Annotated in this window: 19 protein-coding genes; 10 read left to right on the top strand and 9 right to left on the bottom strand. The window is 71.7% G+C overall.

Annotation, left to right across the window (positions count from 1 at the left end; genetic code table 11):
- The first annotated feature begins 273 nt into the window (after window positions 1–273).
- The gene (locus OV207_RS11060) at window positions 274–741 is read left to right on the top strand and encodes a transcriptional regulator (protein WP_267554812.1); all 468 of its coding nucleotides are present in this window, start codon (window positions 274–276) and stop codon (window positions 739–741) included.
- A 72-nt stretch (window positions 742–813) separates the two neighbouring features.
- Here the strand turns inward: OV207_RS11060 and OV207_RS11055 are convergent, their stop codons facing one another.
- From OV207_RS11055 to OV207_RS11045, 3 genes are all read right to left on the bottom strand, one after another.
- The gene (locus tag OV207_RS11055; protein ID WP_193428076.1) at window positions 814–1527 is read right to left on the bottom strand and encodes an HAD family hydrolase; all 714 of its coding nucleotides are present in this window, start codon (window positions 1525–1527) and stop codon (window positions 814–816) included.
- A gap of 46 nt (window positions 1528–1573) precedes the next feature.
- On the bottom strand, window positions 1574–2392 hold the full coding sequence (locus OV207_RS11050) for a hypothetical protein (protein WP_267554810.1): 819 nt from the start codon (window positions 2390–2392) through the stop codon (window positions 1574–1576).
- Window positions 2393–2468: 76 nt separating this feature from the next.
- Window positions 2469–2816 (bottom strand): hypothetical protein, encoded by a 348-nt coding sequence (locus OV207_RS11045; protein ID WP_267554809.1) that lies wholly within the window; start codon window positions 2814–2816, stop codon window positions 2469–2471.
- Between the two features lie 215 nt (window positions 2817–3031).
- Between OV207_RS11045 and OV207_RS11040 the strand changes: the two genes are divergently transcribed.
- The 3 genes from OV207_RS11040 (at window position 3032) to OV207_RS11030 (ending at window position 6967) form a co-directional block, all read left to right on the top strand.
- The gene (locus OV207_RS11040; RefSeq protein ID WP_267554808.1) at window positions 3032–4036 is read left to right on the top strand and encodes a site-2 protease family protein; all 1005 of its coding nucleotides are present in this window, start codon (window positions 3032–3034) and stop codon (window positions 4034–4036) included.
- Window positions 4033–4815 (top strand): hypothetical protein, encoded by a 783-nt coding sequence (locus OV207_RS11035; RefSeq protein ID WP_267554807.1) that lies wholly within the window; start codon window positions 4033–4035, stop codon window positions 4813–4815. The genes OV207_RS11040 and OV207_RS11035 overlap by 4 nt, the downstream gene beginning before the upstream one ends.
- Window positions 4816–4969: 154 nt before the next feature.
- Window positions 4970–6967, top strand: coding sequence for an ATP-dependent DNA helicase (locus OV207_RS11030; RefSeq protein WP_267554806.1), 1998 nt, complete (start codon window positions 4970–4972; stop codon window positions 6965–6967).
- Here OV207_RS11030 and OV207_RS11025 read toward each other — a convergent pair.
- From OV207_RS11025 to OV207_RS11005, 5 genes are all read right to left on the bottom strand, one after another.
- Window positions 6921–9155, bottom strand: a complete 2235-nt coding sequence (locus OV207_RS11025) for a TonB-dependent receptor (RefSeq protein ID WP_267554805.1) — start codon at window positions 9153–9155, stop codon at window positions 6921–6923. The genes OV207_RS11030 and OV207_RS11025 overlap by 47 nt on opposite strands.
- Window positions 9156–9341: 186 nt before the next feature.
- Window positions 9342–9761: a DUF5684 domain-containing protein gene (locus OV207_RS11020; RefSeq protein ID WP_193428070.1), complete on the bottom strand. Its 420-nt coding sequence runs from the start codon at window positions 9759–9761 to the stop codon at window positions 9342–9344.
- Between the two features lie 149 nt (window positions 9762–9910).
- Complete coding sequence (locus OV207_RS11015) at window positions 9911–11017, bottom strand: type IV pilus twitching motility protein PilT (protein ID WP_193428069.1); 1107 nt, start codon at window positions 11015–11017, stop codon at window positions 9911–9913.
- A gap of 1 nt (window position 11018) precedes the next feature.
- Window positions 11019–12818: a type IV pilus twitching motility protein PilT gene (locus OV207_RS11010; RefSeq protein WP_267554804.1), complete on the bottom strand. Its 1800-nt coding sequence runs from the start codon at window positions 12816–12818 to the stop codon at window positions 11019–11021.
- A gap of 188 nt (window positions 12819–13006) precedes the next feature.
- Window positions 13007–13543, bottom strand: coding sequence for a GNAT family N-acetyltransferase (locus tag OV207_RS11005; protein ID WP_193428067.1), 537 nt, complete (start codon window positions 13541–13543; stop codon window positions 13007–13009).
- 272 nt (window positions 13544–13815) lie between these two features.
- Here OV207_RS11005 and OV207_RS11000 point away from each other — a divergent pair, with 272 nt between their 5' ends.
- The gene (locus tag OV207_RS11000) at window positions 13816–14535 is read left to right on the top strand and encodes a GTP-binding protein (protein ID WP_193428066.1); all 720 of its coding nucleotides are present in this window, start codon (window positions 13816–13818) and stop codon (window positions 14533–14535) included.
- Window positions 14532–16028 (top strand): ATP-binding protein, encoded by a 1497-nt coding sequence (locus tag OV207_RS10995; protein ID WP_267554803.1) that lies wholly within the window; start codon window positions 14532–14534, stop codon window positions 16026–16028. The genes OV207_RS11000 and OV207_RS10995 overlap by 4 nt, the downstream gene beginning before the upstream one ends.
- A 37-nt stretch (window positions 16029–16065) precedes the next feature.
- On the opposite strand, the gene OV207_RS10990 is transcribed toward OV207_RS10995, so the two are convergent.
- Window positions 16066–17199, bottom strand: a complete 1134-nt coding sequence (locus OV207_RS10990; RefSeq protein WP_267554802.1) for an aquaporin — start codon at window positions 17197–17199, stop codon at window positions 16066–16068.
- 89 nt (window positions 17200–17288) lie between these two features.
- Here OV207_RS10990 and thiL point away from each other — a divergent pair, with 89 nt between their 5' ends.
- The 4 genes from thiL (at window position 17289) to OV207_RS10970 (ending at window position 20598) form a co-directional block, all read left to right on the top strand.
- Window positions 17289–18248 carry a thiamine-phosphate kinase gene (thiL, locus tag OV207_RS10985; protein WP_267554801.1) on the top strand — a complete coding sequence of 320 codons (960 nt, stop codon included), beginning with the start codon at window positions 17289–17291 and terminating at the stop codon, window positions 18246–18248.
- Between the two features lie 70 nt (window positions 18249–18318).
- Window positions 18319–19692, top strand: a complete 1374-nt coding sequence (locus OV207_RS10980) for a methyl-accepting chemotaxis protein (RefSeq protein ID WP_193428063.1) — start codon at window positions 18319–18321, stop codon at window positions 19690–19692.
- A 43-nt stretch (window positions 19693–19735) separates the two neighbouring features.
- Complete coding sequence (locus OV207_RS10975) at window positions 19736–20158, top strand: chemotaxis protein CheW (RefSeq protein WP_193428062.1); 423 nt, start codon at window positions 19736–19738, stop codon at window positions 20156–20158.
- A 71-nt stretch (window positions 20159–20229) separates the two neighbouring features.
- Window positions 20230–20598, top strand: coding sequence for a response regulator (locus tag OV207_RS10970; RefSeq protein WP_014400067.1), 369 nt, complete (start codon window positions 20230–20232; stop codon window positions 20596–20598).
- Window positions 20599–20621: the final 23 nt, after the last annotated feature.

Genomic DNA, 20621 nt, shown 5'->3' with positions numbered 1-20621 from the left:
CGGGGGGGCGCGTTGAGTGCGGGTTCCAGGTGCGACCTCTGCTTTCTGTGCCGGCCCGCAAGATGCGCACGACCCGTCCCCTCCACCAGTCGCACCCCCGGAGAAAAGGGCAGGACGGTTGTCCATTCCCGGTCCGCGCGCGGCGCAAGGTTCCTGGGGTGGACAGGGGTAGGGGGCCAGCGGGTTCCCTGCCCCGACGGACATGCTCACCTTGCAGGCGACGCGGACTGCATCCGGGCCCGCGCGGGCAAACCGTTACCAGGAGGCTGGGGCATGGCACGCGGAAGCAAGGCGAAGTACTCGGACAAACAGAAGCGCATGGCCGAACACATCGAAGAGGGCTACGAGGACAAGGGCCTGGGTGAGAAGACCGCCGAAGCCCGCGCGTGGGCCACCGTGAACAAGCTCACCGGCGGCGGGATGAAGGGGGGCTCCGGCAGCAAGGCGAAGGTGGCCCGGCGCCGTCCCGCGGCCCGCAAGAACGCGCGCAAGGCGGGGCGCGTTGGCGGCAAGCGCCGCGCGGCGACCGCGAAGAAGACCTCCACCTCCAGCCGTCGCAAGGCCTCGCCCACGCGGGCCAGGCGCGCCACCACGGGCCGCAAGGCGACGCGCACGGGCACGGCCGGCAAGCGCTCCACGGCGCGCAAGAGCACCGCGCGCAAGAGCCCTGCTCGCAAGAGCCCTGCTCGCAAGAGCACGTCCCGTTCGCGCACGGCGAAGCGCGGCGGCTCGCGCAGGTAGCGCGTCCGACCCGGGGCTTGCCGGCGGCCCCCGGTGGGGCCGCCGCGAGCACCGGAGCCGGGCGCTACCGCTTCAGCGCGACTCCTCGTCCTTGGAGGAGTCCCGCGACGCCGCGTCCCACGGCCAGCCCTCGGGGTCCTGCTCCAGGCGGCGCAGCAGCTCCGCGGGGTCCTTCACCAGCGTGCGGCACCCGGCGGTGAGCAGGTTGTCCTTGCCGAACCCGCCGCACAGCATGCCCACGGTCGGCATGTGCAGCTTGCCCGCGGCGATGGCGTCATAGGGCGTGTCGCCCACCACCACCACCCGGGCGGGGTCCGGCTTGCCCAGCTTCGCCAGCGCCACCTGGAAGATGTCCGGGTGCGGCTTGCTCTTGTCGGACTCGTCCGCGTTCGTCTTCGCCTCGAAGAGGCCGTCGATGCCGCACAGCTCCACGTAGCGCTTGAGCTCGTCGTCCTTCGCGCTGGAGGCCAGGGCCACCTTGCGGTCGCGCTTGCGCAGCTGCTGGAACAGCTCCTTCACGCGGGGGAAGGCGCGCACCTTGGGCAGGAACTCGCGCTTGAAGAGCGCGGAGCGGTACTCGTCCAGGTCCTTGCCGAAGCGCTCCAGCTCCTCGTCGTTGAAGAAGACGGGCAGCAGCTGGTCGGAGCCCTTGCCAATCTGGCTGCGCACGTGGGCGAAGGGGATGTCCCGACCGAACTCGATGAACGATCTGCGCCAGGCTTCGGCGTGCTCGTCCACCGAGTCCACCAGCGTCCCGTCCACGTCGAAGATGACATTCTCGACCATTCGCAGCACCCTCCGCCGTCCAAGGTGGCGACGGAGGTCGGGCCGGTCAACCGCCCGTGGGTGCCTTCGGTCCACTCTCCTGCGTTGCGCTGTCCACGAGTGTCCGGGTCTGCACGCTGTAACCCTCCGGCGCCGTGGGGGTGAACGCATCGTTGTTCAGCGGGGCCTTCAGGTCCACGCGCGACAGCACCGTCTCGCCCACCTGCTGGCCGCCCGCGCGGCGCGTGAGCCGGCGCGGCACGCACAGCCCCAGCTCCGCGTCGCAGTGCTCCTCCTCCATCCGCACCTCGGCCTCGGTGCCGTCGGGGGCGCGCGTGCGCTTGGCGAGGAAGTCCAGCGTGGGCCAGCGCAGCACGTACGTCACCACCACGCCTTCGCCCCCGGCGCCCTCCAGCGGCATGGACAGCTCCACCGCGTCCTTCGCCTGGGGCAGGGCCGCCGTGCGGCGCGCCTTCGTGCTGCGCAGGAGCAGGGGCGCGCGGAAGCCCTCCGGCACGAAGGGCGTGAAGATCTCCGTGAGGAAGGCGGACAGCTTCTCCGCGGAGACCTGGGAGGTGAACGTCGTGAACTGCCGCCCCGCCTCCACCTGCTCGTACAGGTGCTTGCCGTCCCAGGACACGGTGCGCGCCGGCTGCGTCACCGTGCCGCGCATCTTCTGGGGCGCGCGGTACGCGAAGGTGAAGCCCGCGGAGAGGCTGTCGCCTTCCTTCTGGGTGCCCTCCAACTGGTAGTTCAGGAGCTTCGCGTCGCGCGCGGCCAGCTTCTCGCGCACCTGGGCCATCAGCTCCGCGCCGTCCCCGCTTCCGGAGGAGGACGAACGACACGCGAGGAGGCTCAGCAGGGGCAGCAGCAGCAGGGCGCGCATGGGGGCTCCAAAATGGAAAGAGGCCCCACTGTCGCCAGGGGGCCTCTGGGTCTGCCCCGGTGAGGGGGCAGGGTGACTACTTCACCGCCACGCCGGTCGCGGAGGAGCTGGTGATGCCGATGATGGTGCCGAACAGCGCGAAGATGCCGTGACGGGGCGTGGTGCTCGCCGACTTCAGGTCGATCTTCGAGGCGCCCATGGCCTTCGCCTCGCTGATGAGGAGCTTGTTCACGACCGTGTCCAGGTCGCTCTGCACGATGTCGATGATGTGGAAGATCGCGGTCAGGCCCAGCGAGCTACCCTGGATCACGGCCACGGCCTCGCCGTTGGCGGCGATCTCGGAACCGGAGACAACGGCGGACTCGACGCTGGTGCAGCCCACGAGGGAGGCGGCGGCAACGGCGGACAGGATGAGCTTCTTCATGGTTTTCTCCCCAACAGATGGTTGCTTGCACGGTGGCGGGCCGCCCTGGACGGGCGCCCCGCCGTTTGATGGAACCCCAAGCGGCGCGGTTCGTACCAGAAGTCAACCTCAAGTCAAGGACCGGGGTCGGGGTAGTCCGAGTTCTGTTTTACATTTTTGCCGCATCGCGACCGGGGACAGGTCGCACCTTTGGCGGACGTGAGGCATCTTCGCGCATGCACCCGGTTTCCGTTGTCCCTCCCACCGCCCCGCTCCGCGTGTGGCTGCACCTGCTGCTGTTCGTGGTGACGCTGGGGACGACCTTCCTCGCGTACCTGCTGCTCTTCGGCCGCTCGTTCCCCTTCAGCGGGGCAGGGCTGCTCCCGGAGGACCGGGCGCAGGGGCTGGCCTTCAGCGCGTCGCTGCTGGGCATCCTGGGCGCGCACGAGATGGGGCACTACGTCCTGGCGCGTTGGCACAAGGTGGACACGTCGCTGCCGTACTTCATCCCCCTGCCGGTGCCCGGGAGCCTGGGCACGCTGGGCGCGGTCATCCGGCTGCGGGGGCGCATCCCCACGCGCAACGCGCTGGTGGACATTGGCGCGGCGGGGCCGCTGGCGGGCCTGGTGGTGGCGCTGCCGCTGCTCTACTGGGGCCTGCTGCACTCCACGGTGGTGGACTCGCCGCCGGTGCCTTCCACGTTCCCGGGTGACTCGTCGCTGTGGGTGCTGGGGCAGAACCTGCTGCATTGGGCGATGGAGCGGCTGACGAACGCGCCGCCCGCGCTGGAGACCGTCATCACCCAGCGGCAGACGCTGTTCGGCGACAACCTCATCATGAAGGCCATGACGTGGCTGGCGCTGGGGCCGGTGCCCGAGGGCAAGGACGTGGTGGTGCACCCGGTGGTCATCGCGGCGTGGTTCGGCCTGCTGGTGACGCTGCTCAACCTGCTGCCGGTGGGCCAGTTGGACGGCGGGCACCTGACGTTCGCGGTGCTGGGGCCCCGGGCCCGGACGCTGGGCAAGGGCGTGGCCTGGGTGCTGTTGTTCCTCACGGTGTTCGTCACCGTCTCCTGGGGCCTGTGGCTGGTGGTGGCGAGCAAGGTCGTGGGGTTCGGCCACCCGGAGGTGCTGGAGCCGGGTGAACCCCTGAGTCCCGCGCGCAAGGTCATCTGCGCGCTGTGCCTGCTGGCGCTCATCGGGTGTGCCATGCCCGTGCCGCTGCGGGAGGTGCTGTCATGAAGTACCAGTGCGAAGGTTGCGAGCGGCTGGTCCCGGTGGAGTCCTTCCAGGTCGAGGGCGGCCAGCTGTCCGTGACGTGCCGCGCCTGTGGTGCCCGGACCCTCGCCGGGCCGTCCCTGGCCCCGTCTCCCGCCGCGCCCCCTGACGCGCCCCGCCCGGAGGACGCGAAGGTCCGGGGCGGCGGTGAGGGCGTCGCGGTGGCCCTGCCCGCGCAGGCCCCGTTCGCGTCCGCGCCGCCGGCGCCCCCGCGGCCCAACGCCACCGCCCTGCGCGTGGTGCGCTCCGACGCGCCGCCCGCGGTGTCCGCCATCCCGGACGGGGACCCGTTCCAGGCGCCACCGGGCCACTGCCCCAAGTGCGTGGCGCCCCTGCGCGAGGACGAGGGGGCCTGCGCGCAGTGCGGGCTCGTCTACGCGAACTTCATCCCGGAGGAGCACCAGCCCTCGGAGGTGCTGGCCACGCAGTGGCACGCGCTGCTGCGGACCTGGAGCGACTGGGACGCGCATGACCGGCTGCTGACGACGGCGATGGGGCGGGGGGAGCTGGCCATGGTGGGCCGGCTGTACCGCCTGCGGCTGGCCCGGACCCCGGACGATGCCCTGGCGCTGCGCGGGCGGGACGAGGTGGTGCGCCGGGTGACGTCCGTGGTGCCGCTCGCGGCGGACGGCCCATCGCCGGACCTCGGGCGCAAGGTGAAGAACATCGTCATGGGTGCGGTGCTGCTGGTGGCCCTGGTGCTGGTGCTGGTGCTCTCCCAGATGATGCGCGGCTCCTTCTAGTGGCCTGGGCGGGGCGGCGGGGAGGCGCTGGCCGGCCCGCCTCCCGGGCGGGCGCGCGCTGGAACGGTGTCGGGGAACGCGCGGAGGGCCGTGGGCGCTGTTATCCTGCGGGGCCGTTCGCGTTTCGCCCCTCCTGCCCCTGGTAGAACGCCGCATGTCCGCGCCCGCGCCCCGTCCTCCCTCTGTCGACAGCCTGCTCGGTCCTGGCGGCGCGCTGGAGCAGGCGCTGCCCGCGTATGAGCACCGCCCGGAGCAGCTCCAGATGGCGCGCGCCGTGGAGCGGGCCTTCTCCGAGGGCAGCTACCTGCTGGCGGAGGCCGGCACGGGCACGGGCAAGACGCTGGCCTACCTGGTGCCCGCCCTGCTGTCGGGCCGCAAGGTGGTGGTGTCCACGGCGACGAAGACGCTCCAGGACCAGGTGTTCTTCAAGGACCTGCCGCTGCTCAGCGAGAAGCTGGGGCTCCAGTTCGAGGCGGCCTACCTCAAGGGCCGGGGCAACTACCTCTGCCTGCACCGCTACGAATCCTTTGAGAAGGACCCGCAGTTCGTCTCGCGCGATGAGGCGAAGCAGTGGCCGCTGCTCAAGAAGTGGGTGACGCAGACGGAGACGGGGGACCGGGCGGAGCTGGACCTGCCGGAGTCCTTCGCCGCGTGGTCGCGGCTGTCCACCACGTCGGAGACGTGCCTGGGCTCGCGCTGCGCGCAGTACGAGACGTGCTTCGTCACGAAGATGCGCAAGCGCGCGGAGGCCGCGGACCTGCTGGTGGTGAACCACCACCTGTTCTTCGCGGACCTGGCGCTGCGCAGCTCCGGCAAGCGCACCGAAGGCGTGCTGCCCTTCTACGAAGCTGTCGTCTTCGACGAGGCGCACGCGCTGGAGGACGTGGCCAGCGGCCACTTCGGCTACAGCGTCTCCAACTACCGGCTGGAGGAGCTGTCGCGCGACGCGGTGGCGGCCCTGCCGGTGAAGGACGAACGGCACGCGACGCTCGCGGCGCTGGCCCAGCGGGTGCGCTCGCACGCGGACGCGCTGTTCCTCCAGGCCCCGCGCGCGCTGGGGTTCTCCACTCAAGAGTCCACCGTCGCGCTGCGCCCGGAGACCATGGGCAAGCTGTCCGGCGCGCTGGAGCAGGTGCGCGAGGGCCTGTCCGCGCTGGCGTCCTTCTCCGGAAGTGAGCGCGAGGCGGAGCTGGCCGCCATCCACCGCCGCGCGGAGGAGATGGTGGAGCAGCTCACCTTCCTGGAGAAGGCGGAGTCCTCCGAGCACGTCTACTGGGCGGAGGCGCGCGGCAAGGGCATCTTCCTGCGCGCGAACCCCATCGACGTGGCGAAGGAGCTGCGCGACCGGCTCTACGGCGCGCTGGACACGGTGGTGTTCACCTCCGCGACGCTCGCGGCGGACAGCCGCTTCGACTTCTTCGCCAAGCGCATGGGCATGTACGACGAGGAGGGCCAGCCGGTGACGCGCGTGCGCACGCTGGCGGTGCCCAGCCCGTTCGACTTCCCGCGCCAGTCCGCGCTGTACCTGCCCACGCACCTGCCGGACCCCAGCGCCCCGGGCTTCATCGAAGCGGCGGCGGAGGAGATCCTCCGGCTGTGCGAGGTGACGGGCGGGCGCGCCTTCGTGCTCTTCACGTCCCTGCGCAACATGGTGCGCGCGTACGAGCTGACCGCCACGCGGCTGCCCTACCAGGCGCTGCTCCAGGGCGAGCGGCCCAAGGCCCAGCTGCTGGAGGCCTTCCGGCAGACGCCCAGCGTGCTCTTCGCCGCGCACAGCTTCTGGGAGGGTGTGGACGTGCCGGGGGACGCGCTGAGCCTGGTCATCATCGACCGGCTCCCGTTCGCGTCGCCGGGCGACCCGCTGGTGGCCGCGCGCATCCGGCAGATTGAGGCGCGCGGCGAGGAGCCCTTCGACCAGTACCAGCTGCCGCAGGCGGCGCTGGCGCTGCGCCAGGGCTTCGGGCGGCTCATCCGCACGCAGGCGGACCGGGGCATCGTGGCGATGCTGGACCGCCGCATCGTGACCAAGGGCTACGGCCGGGTGTTCCTCTCCAGCCTGCCGCCCGCGAAGCGGATGGAGGACACGACGGAGCTGAGCCGCTGGTTCAATGGTCCGGTGCGCCCCGTTCCGCCGCTGAGGACCGTGCGTTGACGCCGTCGCGCAGGCGCAGGCCCACGCGCGCCTGGAAGGGTGGGGCGAGCGTGTCCACGCCCGCGCGCCCCGCCAGGTAGGAGCGGTCGAACAGGTTCTCCACCGCCGCGAAGGCGGCCACCTTCCAGAAGAGGTGGCGGCTCACGAACAGGTCCACGATGGCCGCGCCGCCCATGCCGCGCGTGTTGAGGTCGTCCTCGTACTGCGGGCCCACGACGCGCAGCTGCGCGGTGGCGGTGAGGAGCGACGGCTCGTCGAAGGTGACGCTGAGCGAGCCGCGATGCCGCGGGTCCTGCGGGAGCTGGCGGCCCACCAGGTCGGGCTGGCCGGGCGCTTCGGTGACGACGGGGTCCACGAAGGTGTAGGCGGCGAGCACGGTCCACTGGCGGGCCGGACGCCAGTCGGTGCCCAGCTCCACGCCGCGCACGCGCGCCTGGCCCAGGTTCTGGCGCTGGCGGGTGGTGCCGTCGGGCAGGGGCGCGGCCAGGGTGACGTTGGTGACGGGCGCGTCGAGCACGTTCCAGAAGCCCGTGACGCGTCCGGTGAGACCGCCGGGGCCCAGGGCCTCCACGCCGGCCTCGGTGCCCCAGAGGCGCTCGGCGCCCAGGTCCGGGTTGGCGGCGGTGAGGACGGTGCCCACCTGGAAGGGGCGGTACAGCTCGTTGAGGGTGGGCGCGCGGAAGGCGCGGTAGGCGGAGGCGCGCAGGGTGAGCCAGTCCCGCGGGCGCAGGCGCGCGGCCAGACGCGGGCTGAGCTGGCTGGCGGAGCGGGGTGCGAAGTCGGTGGTGGTGGCATCGCCGTTCGCGCGGCGCTCCTGCCGGGCGCCGTCCTGGTTGCGCCACAGGTCCCAGCGCAGCGTGCCGGCGAACTCCAGCGCGGGGGACACGGTGTAGAGGTCCTGCACGAAGAGCCCGCCGGACAACTGGGTCCCCCGCGTGGTGCGCGCTCGGAGCGCCGTGGGGGCGTCGGTGGCGGGGAAGAGCTGCTCCTCCGCGGTGCCGGCGGCGCGGCGGGCATCCGCCCCGACGGCGAGCACGTGCGTACCGCCCAGCGTCAGCTCCGGCCCGGTCCACACGAGCGAGCCGCCCTGGTCGTTCGCGGGCACGTCCTGGTGCGCGGAGCGGGACTCGGTGCTCCGGTCCGCGCTGACGCGGGCGCGGTCCTGGGCGAAGTCCTGGGTGCGGCCGTAGAGGCCCAGCTCGAAGGTGCCGGCGTCCTGCGTGCGCAGGCGCGCGTTGCCGGTGAACCACGCGAGGTCCACGCGGGCGACGGTGTAGCGGGTGCCGCCGTTCTGCGTCTCGCGGAACAGGCCGGCGCGGGCGGAGAGCAGGAGGTCGTCGGTGGCCTGGACCTCCACGCGCGCCTGCCCGGTGAGGTGGTTGGACGGGGTGTCGCCGTCGATGGCGCCGCGCTGGCCAGCGGGGACGATGCGGTAGCCGTCGCTGGTGAGGCCCTCGGCCTCCAGGGAGATGCCCACGCGCCTCCAGCGGTCCGCGACGCGCGCGCCGAAGAAGCCGGTGCCCTGGTTGCCCACGGACAGGTCCGCGTCGATGGCCCCGGTGATGGGCTGGGAGATGAGTTGCACGACGCCGCCCAGCGCGGCGCTGCCATAGAGCGCGGAGCCGCCGGTGGGGACGACCTCGATGCGGTCCAGGCCCAGCCGGGGCAGGGCGCGCCAGAACACCCAGCCTCCGTAGGGGTCGTTCACCGGCAGCCCGTCCAGCAGCACCAGCCCCCGAGCCACGCCGGACGGCGCGAGCCCGCGCAGGTTGAGCCCCTGCGCGGTGGGGTCCGCCACCAGGGACGGCGTGCGGCGGAAGGTGGCGACGGAGGGCAGCGTGCGCACGAGCGCGTCCTGCGTGAGCGTGGGGCTTCGCTGGATTTCGTCGCGGGGAATCACCACGGTGGTGGCGGGCACGTCGCGCAGCGGGCGCGGCAGGCGCGTGGCGGTGATGACGGTGCGGATCTCGCCGGGAGCGTCGGGCTCGTTCGGAGGCGCGGACTCGCCAGGAGCGTCAGGCTTGCCCTGCGCATCCGCGGTCGCGGGCCCGGCGTGTGGCACTGCTTGCGCCGCCGCGATGACGGGCAGCAGCACCAGGGCGCAGCAGGCTCCGAAGCTCCAGCAACGGAAGGCGCGCCGTCGGATGGGCGCGACGAGCGGATGGGGGTGAGCACGCGGGCCGGTCATTCCCGCCGCTCTAGCGGAGATGCCGCGCTCGCGGGAGGGCGGAGCCACGCGGGCCCGCGCCACCGGGCGGGAGACGACACTTCCGGCCACCTTCCCCTGGAAACACGAACGGCGGTGAAGGGCCTGGGAAGAGGCACCTCCACCGCCGTCACGCCGGGACCCGGATGGCCGGGCCCGCGCGGAAAACTACGCCGCGGCCGCGCCACCGCTGGCTGCGGCGGGGCCCTGGTACTGCGCGTCGCCGAAGCCGAGGATGGCGTAGAAGACCGGGCCGAGCAGCGCCAGGCCGATGCCGAAGCCCGTGCCCTTGCCGAACGACTTCGCCATGTCGATGCCGATGATGAACAGCGCGATGAAGTTCACGCAGGGGATCAGCGCCAGCACGACCCACCAGGCCGGACGGCCGATGATCTTGGTCATGATGTACACGTTGTAGAAGGGCACGATGGCCGCCCAGCCGGGCTCGCCCGCCTTGGCGAACGTCTTCCACAGGCCCGCGATCATCGCGCCGATGAAGGCGAAGTAGAAGATGTAGAACAGCGGGCCCGGGCCCGCGTCCTGCTGCTCCTGCATCTGCCGCATCATCTCAAGCTGCTGTTCATCCATGACTGACTTCCCCCTCGGAAGTTTGGGACGCCGGCGCCAGGGCCGGTCGATGTCCAGGTTCAATGTCGAACAATTCGCGAAGTAGGGGGGGGAATGCAAATCCCTTCACCCCCAGGCCGCTTCGTCTCGAACCTTGAGACATCCCTGTCTCACGCCTTCAGGGTCTCCGGGACCTCCCAATCCGGCTTCAGCCGCTGGATGACCTTCACGAAGTTCTCCTTGTCCTGGGCCTTCTCCAGGGCGGCGTCGGGGAGGATGACGTCGTCCTTCACCAGCCGCTCCAGGTGCATGTCCAGGGTCTGCATGCCCTGGCCCTGGCCCGCCTGCATCTTGGAGGCAATCTGGAACACCTTGCCCTCGCGAATCATGGAAGCGATGGCGGCCCCGCCCACCAGGATTTCGAGCGCGGCGACGCGGCCCTTGCCGTCCGCGGTCTTCACCAGCTGCTGGGCGACGATGCCGGCGAGGGACTCCGCGAGCATGCCGCGCACCTGACCCTGCTCGTCCGCGGGGAAGGCGTTGATGATGCGGTCGATGGTGGCGGGCGCGCTGTTGGTGTGCACCGTGGCGAACACGAGCACGCCGAAGCTGGCGAGCTGGAGCGCCAGCTTCATCGTCTCGTTGGTGCGCAGCTCGCCGATGAGGATGACGTTGGGGTCCTCGCGGCCGGCGGAGCGGATGGCGGTGGCGAAGCTGGACGCGTGCGGGCCCACCTCGCGGTGGGTGACCTGGGCCTTGAGGGACTCGTGCACGAACTCCACCGGGTCCTCGATGGTGAGCACGTGTGACGCGCGCGTCTTGTTGATGTGGTTGATCATCCCCGCCAGCGTGGTGGACTTGCCGCTGCCCGTGGGGCCCGTCACCAGCACCAGCCCGCTGCGGCGGTCCGCCATCTTGCGCACCACCTCCGGCGTCTTCAGGTCCTCCAGCGACAGCACCTTGCTGGGGATGGTGCGGAAGACGGCCCCGATGCCGGTCATCCGGTAGAAGTAGTTCGCGCGGAAGCGGGCCTTCGTCCCGTAGCCATAGGCGAAGTCCAGGTCCAGCTCCTCGGTGATCTGCCGCTTCTGTTCGGGCGAGCAGAGCTCGAAGAGCAGCGACTCCAGCTCGTCGGAGGCGAGGGGCTCTTCGCGCAGCGGCACCAGCTCACCGCGGATGCGGCCCAGGGGCGGATAGCCCACGGCCATGTGCAGGTCGCTGCCCTTCTTGTCGAGCAGTACGTCGAACCAGGTCGCGATGCGAGGCGTGTCCGTCATGTCAGGCCCCCTTCTTTCCAAGCAGTGAGCCCACCTTGGACAGCATCCGCGCGCCCTCCTGGGGCGAAGCGGGGGCGGGCACGGTGCCCGCCGCGCCGGGGCGCTTGCCCGTCACCATGGCCTCGATTTCGTCCGGGTTCTCCGCGAAGCCCTTCACCGTCTCCAGCGTCGCCTTGCCCGACCTGGCCAGCTCCGCCAGCGAGTCCTCGAAGCGGATGATGCCCAGCGACTTGCCGCGCTGCTGGAGCGACGGAATCTGGAACGTCTTGTTGTCGCGGATGAGGTTGCCCAGCGCCACGGAGCCGGTGAGCACCTCCGCCGCGGCCACCATGCGCTTGCCGTCCGCGCTGGGCATCAGCCGCTGGCTGACGATGAGGCGCAGGCCGCTGGAGAGCGACAGCCGCACCTGGCCCTGGTCCGCCGGGGGAAAGAGGTCGATGAGCCGGTCGATGGTCTTCGCCGCGCTGGGCGTGTTCATGGTGCTGATGAGCAGGTGGCCCGTCTCGCTGGCCGCGAGCGCCATGCGCACCGTCTCCGTGTCGCGCAATTCGCCCACGACGATGACGTCCGGGTCCTCACGCAGGCTGCCCTTGAGGGCGCTGGCGAAGGTGCGGGTGTTGCTGCCCACCTCGCGCTGGCTGATGAGGGCGCGCTTGCGCGGGTGCACGTACTCCACCGGGTCCTCCACGGTGAGCACGTGGTGCGTGGTTTCGCGGTTGATGATGTCCAGCAGCGCCGCGAGCGTGGCCGTCTTGCCGTGGCCGGAGGGGCCGGTGAGCACGATGAGGCCCTGGTGGTGGTGCGTCGCCTTGGCGATGTCCGGCGGCAGGCCCAGCGACTCCAGCGTGGGGATCTCCCGGGGGATGACGCGGAAGATGCCCTTGAGGCCCGTGCGCTGGCGGCCCACGTTCACGCGGAAGCGCCCGGTCTCCTCGGAGTCCAGCGCGAAGTCCACGCTGCCGTCCTTCTCCAGCACCGGCCGGAGGCGCTCCGGGATGATGGGCAACAGCAGCCGCTCCACCGTCTCCGGCGACAGCGGCGTGTCCTGCGGCTGCAACTCCCCCGCCAGCCGGAACAGCGGCGGCCGTCCGGCCACGACGTGCAGGTCGCTGGCGAACATGTTGCGCGCCTGCTCCAGCAGCAGGGCCAGGTCGCGGCCGGGCGCGGACGTCGCGCGCGAGATGGGAATGGCACGCGCGGCGGGAGCGTGCCCGGCGGGAGCGTGCCCGGCCGCCTGGGCCTGCGCGGCGGGAGCGTGCCCCTGCGCGGCGGGCGCATACCCGGCGGACGGGCCCGGGGCAGGGGCCTGCGCGGTCCGTGCGGGAGCCGCCACCGGCTGGGGGGCCCGCGCGGCGGCCGGGGCCGGGCTTCCCACCGGGGCGGTGCGCGCGGCGGCGTCGGCGGGCGAGGACACCCCGGGCGGGCTGGCAGGAGGTGCGCGGGCCGGGGTGGGGGTGGGGGCCGCCGCTTGCGCCGGGGCCGCCGCTTGCGCCGCGCCCTCGGTGCTCCGCGTGAGGCGCACGTTCATCAGGTCGCCCCGGCGCACCGCGGCGATGCAGAGCGCGCCCAGGCCGGTGGCGTTCACCGTCCATTGCACGGGCGTCTCCGACACGGTGGAGGCTCGCGCCATGCCCACCATGGCCTGGAGGGCCTTCACGAGTTCGTCGGTGGTGAGCGAGCCGGGGTCGACGGGCTCATAGCCGGTGGCGCCGCGCACCATGGGCGGGCGGCCACTGGCCAGGGCCAGCTCGGTGATTCCGGGACGCGACAGGTGACGCAGCAGCTCTGCGAGCGGTTTCATGCGGGGGCGGGGGCCCCACCGCTGCCGTGCGTCAGGCCCGGCGGGGTGGAACCGCCGCAGGATAGTCGACCGGCGCGCTCCGGGACACCCGGGGGCGTCTGGAAGGAGGCCCCCAAAAGCACGACGGGAGCGGCCGTGTGAGGGCCCCTCCCGTCGGGAACGACATGCCGTGTCAGCGGCCTTTGCGACTACAGCTCGCGGGACATCAGGAGCCGCAGCTTGCCGGACTTCTTGGACACCACCGTGGCCACCGTGGTGAAGCCCTCCTTGCGGTAGAAGCCCACCGCGGGCGCGTTCGCGGGGTCCACGCGCAGGGCGATGGTCTTGCGGTACATGTCGCGCGCCACGTCCAGCGCCTTGTTGAGCAGCTTCTGGCCCACGCCGTGGCGCCGCAGCTCCGGCTTCACCACGATGTTGCGCAGGTACGCCGCCCCGGGCACCGGGCCGTCGCGCTCCACCGTCACGTAACCCACGATCTGGTTCTGCACGCGGGCCACGTGGAGGAAGGGCTTGAGCTGGGTGAGGGCCTTGAGGCTGTCCTCCTGGCTCTCCCCACGTCCCTTCCAGGGCTCGGAGTTGGCGCGCAGGGCCGACACCGCGGTCAGGTCTTCATCGGTGGGCGGACCGAATTTGACCCCGTTCACCAGATCATTGGGGAGGTTCGCCACGTCCATCACCGGCGTGGGGGCCACCTCGACGCCTGGATCCACCTGCTTCATCGTCATCGCCTTGCTCCTCCGTCGCGTCCGCGATCCTAACCGGTCCCCCCGTACCCATGCACGCGATCATTCCGCGCACAGTGTCCTCTTTTCAGTGTGGGGAGACGTCCTCCTCATGGCGCGAGGAGCGGGAATCTGTCGAAACGCCACTCGCGCACGCGTCATTCCAGGAGGATGCTCCGTGCCCTGTCGTTCGGCATGCGACCGGCCTTCCGCGCGGCGCGTGAGGCCATTATAAAAAGCAGGTACCGATTCCCCCTCGGTCCGAGTCCTCCCCCTTGCAACTGAACCACGCCCAGCGAGAGCTGACGCTCAAGATCGTCTATTACGGCCCCGGGCTCAGCGGGAAGACGACCAATTTGCGCAAGCTGCACGCCCGGGCGCGGCCCGACGTGCGAGGTCGCCTGCTGTCGGTGGACACGCATGACGACCGGACGCTCTTCTTCGACCTGCTGCCCGTCTTCTTCTCCACCTCCGCGGGCTTCAAGGTGAAGGTGAAGCTCTTCACCGTCCCTGGCCAGGTCATCCACAACGCCACCCGGCGGGTGGTGCTCCAGGGCACGGACGCGGTGGTCTTCATCGCGGACAGCCGGCGCAACGCGTCGCAGGAGAACAACGCCTACTGGCGCAACCTCCAGGAGAACCTGCGGGAGATGGAGCTGGATCCGCAGCAGGTGCCGGTGGTCATCCAGTTCAACAAGCGCGACCTGCCGGACAGCCTCACGGACGCCGAACTGGAGGACATCCAGCGCAAGGGTTCGCAGCCGGTGGTGGGCTCGGTGGCGGTGCGGGGCGAGGGCGTGGTGGAGACCTTCCACGCCGTGGCCCAGGCGGCCTGGCGCTCGCTGGAGACGCGCGCCCACCTGTCGCGCAACGTGGGCCTCACCGAGGATGAGTTCCTGGCGCAGATCTTCCGCCACGTGGACCTGTCCGGCACGGCCCTGGAGGGACGCTACGGCCCCCTGCCGGGTGGCCGGGCGAGCGGGAGCCCTGCGTGAGCGGCGCGTCCTCAGGAGGCCCGCGGGACACGGCGGGCCTGACCCGCCGGGAGTCCGCGCTCCAGCGGCGGCTGTCGCTGGGGGACCTCCTGGACCTGCCCTCCTTCGCGGAGGTGGTGAAGGGCTTCAGCGACCTGTACCGCGTGGGCATCAAGGTGCTGGACGCGCGCGGCACCAAGCTGGCGGACGTGAAGGTGGGCCACGGCGACTTCTGCGCCTACGTCTTCTCCTTCCCGGAGGGCCGCCACCAGTGCACCGCGATGGTGGGCCGGGTGAAGGACGGCCCCGTGCTGCCGGAGGGGGGCGGGCGGGTGGCGGACGGCGACACCTCCGAGTCGTCGGGCCTCATCGCGCTCTCCTGCTTCACCGGCCTGCGCTACGTGGTGATGCCGGTGCGCTGGGACGGGGACCTGCTGGGCCGGGTCATCCTGGGCCCCTTCACGCCGGAGGAGCTGGCGGACTTCCCCGACACGCTCACGGGCATCCAGGGCCTGGACCTGGAGCGGGCGCACGAGCTGCTGGCGCGCGTGCGCCGCGTCCCCGAGCGCACCGCCGCGCAGGTGCTGGGGCACTTCGGCCAGGTGCTGGGGGCGCTCGTCGCCAGCGGGCAGAAGGCGTACCTGGCCACGCACCTGCACCTGGAGTCCACGCTGGAGGTGCACCGCGAGCTGGAGGCGCAGAACGCGCGGCTCATCCAGGCGAACGCGCGGCTCAAGGAGCTGGACCGGCTGAAGTCGTCCTTCCTGGGCACGGTGAGCCACGAGCTGCGCACGCCGCTGGCGTCCATCCTCGGCTATTCGGAGATGATGGCGGAGGGGCTGGCGGGGCCGCTCAACCCGGAGCAGCTCCAGTACGTGCGCACCATCGTGGAGAAGGGCGAAACGCTCCTCTCGATGATCTCCTCGCTCCTGGACCTGAGCCAGATTGAAGCGGGGCGGCTGCGCCTGTCCATGTCGCCCGTGGACCCCGGCTACATCATCCAGACGGCGGTCTCCAGCGTGCTGCCTCAGGCGCAGAGGAAGGGCCTGGAGCTGGAGGTGCGGCTGCCGCACACGCCGCAGCCCCGGCTCGCGGGCGACCTGGACAAGCTGCGCCAGGTGGTGGTGAACCTGCTGGCCAACGCGGTGAAGTTCACGCCGCCGGGGGGCCGGGTGAAGGTGACGCTGTCGGACGCGGCGATGCAGCAGGAGCTGGGCGTGCCCGGCTACCGCATCAGCGTGGAGGACACCGGCGTGGGCATCCGCACGGAGGAGTTCGACCGCATCTTCCAGAGCTTCTACCAGGTGGACGGCAGCTCCACGCGCGAGTTCGGCGGCGCGGGCCTGGGGCTGGCCATCGTGAAGAGCCTGGTGGAGGGCCACGGCGGGCGCGTGCGCGTGGAGAGCGAGTTCGGCCACGGCTCGCGCTTCATCGTCCAGCTGCCCCTGCACCCGCCCATGCACGAGCGCGGCCTGTCCGCCGCGCCGCCCCTGCCGGAGCCGGACCGCTTCTGAGCGGGCCGCGCACCCGCGCGGCCCCGCGGGCGGCGCCTCAACTGAGGGCGCGGGGCCCTTCGGGCGTGGGGTTGCTCACGACGTGCAGCCGCTCCCAGCCCCGGCGCGCGAGCAGCTGGAGGATTCGCGGGCGCAGGGCGGCCTGCAGGGCCTTCGCGCCGGTGTCGTCCGTCAGCGACAGCGCGGGCAGCGACCAGCGCTCGCGCACGCGGGCGTCCATGCCCGGCGCCTGGCCCGCGACCTCGATGAGGACGTAGTGCGACGCGGGCACGCCCCGGTCCCTCAGCGGCGCGCGGCGCAGGTGCAGGTCCTTCATCAACGCCTCCACGGCCGGCGGGGCCCCGGCTTCGCTCGCGGACGGCGGCGGCGCCGCCACCGCGCAGGCGCGCTCCGGATGGGCCAGCGTGTTGAAGAGCGCGGCGGCCAGGTGCGCGGGCCCCGGGTCCGCGCACTCGAAGACGACGGTCTCCAGCGCCGCGGGCGCGGGCCGGGGCGCGCCGCCGAGCAGCCAGCGGAAGAGGAGCACCGCCAGCGCCGCGCCCAGCAGCTGCGCCGCGACGAAGGACTCCACCTCCAGCGGGTTCATCACGCCCAGGTGGGCGCTGGCCGCGCGCGCCAGCACCAGCGCCGGGTTGGCCAGCGAGCGCGAGTCCGTGAACCACACCGTGGCGGCCACGTACCCCGCGATGGCCAGGGGCATGGCCGCCGGGCGCGTGCGCACGCAGCCGCGCACCACCACCAGCAGGCCGAACGTCGCCACCATCTCCGTGAGGAACCGGGCCCCGTCGGCCGCGGGCGGACGCGCGGCGAGCAGCAGCGGTTCGTTGCACATGCGGTGCGCGACGAGCCGCCCCACGAGGCTGCCGCAGAGCTGCGCCAGCACGTACAGCGGCACCTCGCGCCAGGGCGTGCGCTCCCCCAGCGCGTCGGCGAAGGTGAGCGCCGGGTTGAGGTGCGCGCCGGACAGCGGCCGCAGGACCCACAAGAGGCACGCCAGCAGCGCGCCGCACGACAGGGACACGAAGAGGCGCCCCTCCGTGGCGCTCGCGCCCAGGTGCTCCGCGACGTGGTGCGAGCCCTCCAGCGCCACCACCAGCAACCCACACCCCAGCGCCTCCGTCGCGAGACGGCGTCGCAGGTCCAGGGGCGCGGGCAGGGAAGACACTCCCATTGCTATGCCTCGCGGGACTGGCACGGTCAACGCCACGCGGGACGCTCTTCGTTGCGCCCGGGGGACGGGGCGTGGTCTGTGGTCACTCCATGCCCGGTGAGTTCGACCTCATCCAACGCTTCCTCGCCTGCTTTCCCAGGGCCCGCGTGCCCGTGGGACCCGGGGACGATTGCGCCGTGCTCGCGCCGTCGAAGGGCGCGCTGTGCGTCACCACCGACGCCGTGGTGGAGGACGTGCACTTCACCCGCGCGACGTTCTCTGCCGGCGACATCGGCCACAAGGCGCTCGCGGTGAACCTGTCGGACCTGGCCTCCATGGGCGCCGTGCCCCGCTGGTTCGTCTGCGCGCTCGCGCTGCCGGGGGACTTCCCCGCGCGTCACCTGTCCGCGCTCGGCCGGGGCATGGCCGCGCTCGCGAAGGCGCACCGCATCGCGCTGGTGGGCGGCAACTTCACCTCCGCGCGCGAGCTCTCCGTCACCATCACCGCCACCGGCGAGCTGTCCCATCCCCCCATCACCCGCGCGGGCGCCCGGCCCGGGGACCTGCTCTACGTCTCCGGCACCCTGGGCGACGCGCGCCTGGGCCTGGAGCAGCTCCAGGCGGGACTGCGCCGGGGTGGCGCCGTGCGCCGCCAGCGCCGCCCGGAGCCCCGCGTCGCCCTGGGCCGGCTCGCCGCCCGCTTCGCCTCCGCGGGCCTGGACGTGTCGGACGGGCTCGCCCAGGACCTGGGTCATCTGTGCGCCGCGTCGCGGGTGGGCGCGACGCTGGAGCTGGCGCGGCTGCCGCTGTCACCCGCCGTGCGCGCGGCGCTGGGGCCCGAGGGGGCCCTGCGGGGCGGCGAGGACTACGAGCTGCTGCTGGCCATCCCCCCTTCAAGGGCGCGGGCGTTCGAGCGGGCGTGCGCTCGCGCGGGGGAGGCCGTCACCCCCGTGGGCGTGCTCACCCGGGAGCGCCGGCTGGCCCTGCGCGACGCGGCGGGCCGCCTGCTGACCCCGCCCCCGGGGTTCGACCACTTCGCCCGTTCAAGCAGGCGGAAGCCGGCCGGATGATTGACCCGTACCGGACAGCAAGGCTAAACCCCTGGGCTGCTTCCTGCCCCTCCCCAGCTGAAAGCACTCCGTGCGCCGCCCCCTTCGCGACGACCCCTCCTCCGGTCTCACCCCCCGACGCGAGCCCGTGCAGCGGATGCTGCGCTTCGTCGATGGTCCCAAGGTCGTCCGCGAGCAGTCGCTGCACCGGAAGATCACCACCGGCTACATCGTCCTGGGCCTGCTGCTGGGCACGTGGCTGCTGGGCAGCGAGAGCATCTTCGACGCGTCCTGGGGCCGCTGGAGCTACGTCATCCGGGTGGGCGTGGGCGTGCTCATCACCTTCGGTGGCGCGGCGTACCTGCCCTCGCTGCTGGCGCGCGTCACCCGCGTGAAGGTGCTCAGCCGCTCCGCGTTCGAAATCTCCCAGGGTGATTTGTCCAAGCCCGTGGCCGCGGAGGTCCACAGCACGCGCGACGAAATCGACGAGCTGACGGGCGCCATCTCCCGCATGCAGGAGAACCTGCGCGAGCTGGTGGGCAAGATTCAGGACACCGCCAAGAGCGTGGCGGACACGGCCATCGACCTGCAGCGCTCGGCGGAGAACGTCAACGGGTCCACCGAGGAGGTGGGCTCGTCGATGGAGAAGATCGCCAGCGGCGCGGAGACCCAGTCGCAGCTCGTCTCCCAGGCCTCCAAGGTCATCACGGAGATGGCCGGCAGCATCCAGCGCACGGCGGCCAGCGCCCTGGACGCGGCCCGCACGTCCGCGGAGACCAGCAGCAGCGCGGAGGACGGCTCCAAGGCGGCGAAGCTCGCGGGCGACAAGGTGAAGAAGGTCTTCAACCGCATCGAGTCCGCCAGCCAGCAGGTGTTCGCCTTCGGCGAGAAGACGCAGGAGATCTCCAAGATCGTCGACGCCATCACCCAGGTGGCCCAGCAGACGAACCTCCTGGCCCTCAACGCCACCATCGAGGCGGCGCGCGCGGGCGAGTACGGCCGCGGCTTCGCGGTGGTCGCCGACGAGGTGCGCAAGCTGGCGGAGAGCGCGGGCCGCTCCGCGGAGCAGATCTCCCGTCTGGCGCGCGACATCTCCGGTCAGTCCACCTCCGTCGTGAGCGCCATGAAGGAAGGCATCGCGGAGCTGGCGGAGGGCCGTGAGGACCTCACCGACATCATGCGCTCCATGGGGGCCATCACCGACACCGCGCGCAAGGGCGCGGAGAAGGTGACGCTCATCTCCGACAGCACCCGCGAGCAGATGAAGGGCAGCGAGGAGATGGTGAAGGCCATCGAGGAAATCAAGCTCGTGGCCCGGAACAACGCCAGCTCCACGGAGGCCATCCAGGCCGTCATCCAGGAGCAGACCGCCGCGGTGTCGCGGATGACGTCGCTGGCCAGTGAGCTGACCAACCTCTCCGTGGAGCTGCAGAGCGTGGTGCGCAGCTTCCGCCTGGGGCCCTGAGGCCCCGGACGCCCCGCCGCCCCCTGCGACAAAGGCCTCCACCGTGCGGCACGTCATCTTCCGGGTAGAGAAGGAGCGCTACGGGCTGCCCTTGTCGGCGGTCCGGGAGGTCGTCGTGCCCCCGGAGCGCTACACCCGTGTGCCCCGGGCCCCTTCCGCCATCACTGGAGTGATGAACCTGCGCGGTCGCGTGGTGACGGTGGTGGAGCTGCGGCAGCTCTTGCACCTTCCAGAAGGCCCCACGCCGCTGTGCCGCGTGGTACTGCTGGACCGGGGGCGGCGCGATTTGGGCCTCCTGGTGACGGACGTGGACGGCATCGAGGCGGTGGAGCGCGTCAGCGCGGCCCCGGGTAAGGTCATGCCCGCGGTTCGCGGCGTTGCCCGCCTGGGCGGTCTGGGAGTGACCGTCCTGGATCCGGAAGGACTTGATGCGGCGGTCGTTGCCTTGTTCACTGCCTCCAAGTGAGTAGCCCCCTGGAAACGGCCGGTGATAGGGTGCGCTCCCTCTAGGCCTGAAACGGAGGCGGAGTTCTTCACATGGCTAAGCGGGTGCTGGTCGTCGACGACGCCATCTTCATGCGCAACATGATCAAGGACATCTTTGCGTCTGGAGGGTTCGAGGTCGTCGGTGAGGCGGCCAACGGCCTGGAAGCCGTGGAGAAGTTCAAGGAGTTGAAACCGGACCTCACGACGATGGACATCGTGATGCCGTTCAAGAGCGGAATCGAAGCGACGCGGGAAATCATCAAGGCCGACAGCAGCGCGGTGGTCATCATGTGCTCCGCGCTCGGCCAGGAGAGCCTGGTGATGGAGGCCATCGAGGCGGGCGCCTCGGACTTCATCGTCAAGCCCTTCCGGGCCGAGGACGTGCTGGCGGTCGTCAAGAAGGTGCTGGGCGAGGCCTGACCGACGCAGGGCCGCGCCCGCCC

The sequence above is a fragment of the Corallococcus sp. BB11-1 genome (genome assembly GCF_026626625.1).
Lineage (GTDB): Bacteria > Myxococcota > Myxococcia > Myxococcales > Myxococcaceae > Corallococcus > Corallococcus soli.
The sequence above is the reverse complement of the archived record's forward strand: the minus strand, read 5'-3'. Positions and strand labels throughout refer to the sequence as shown.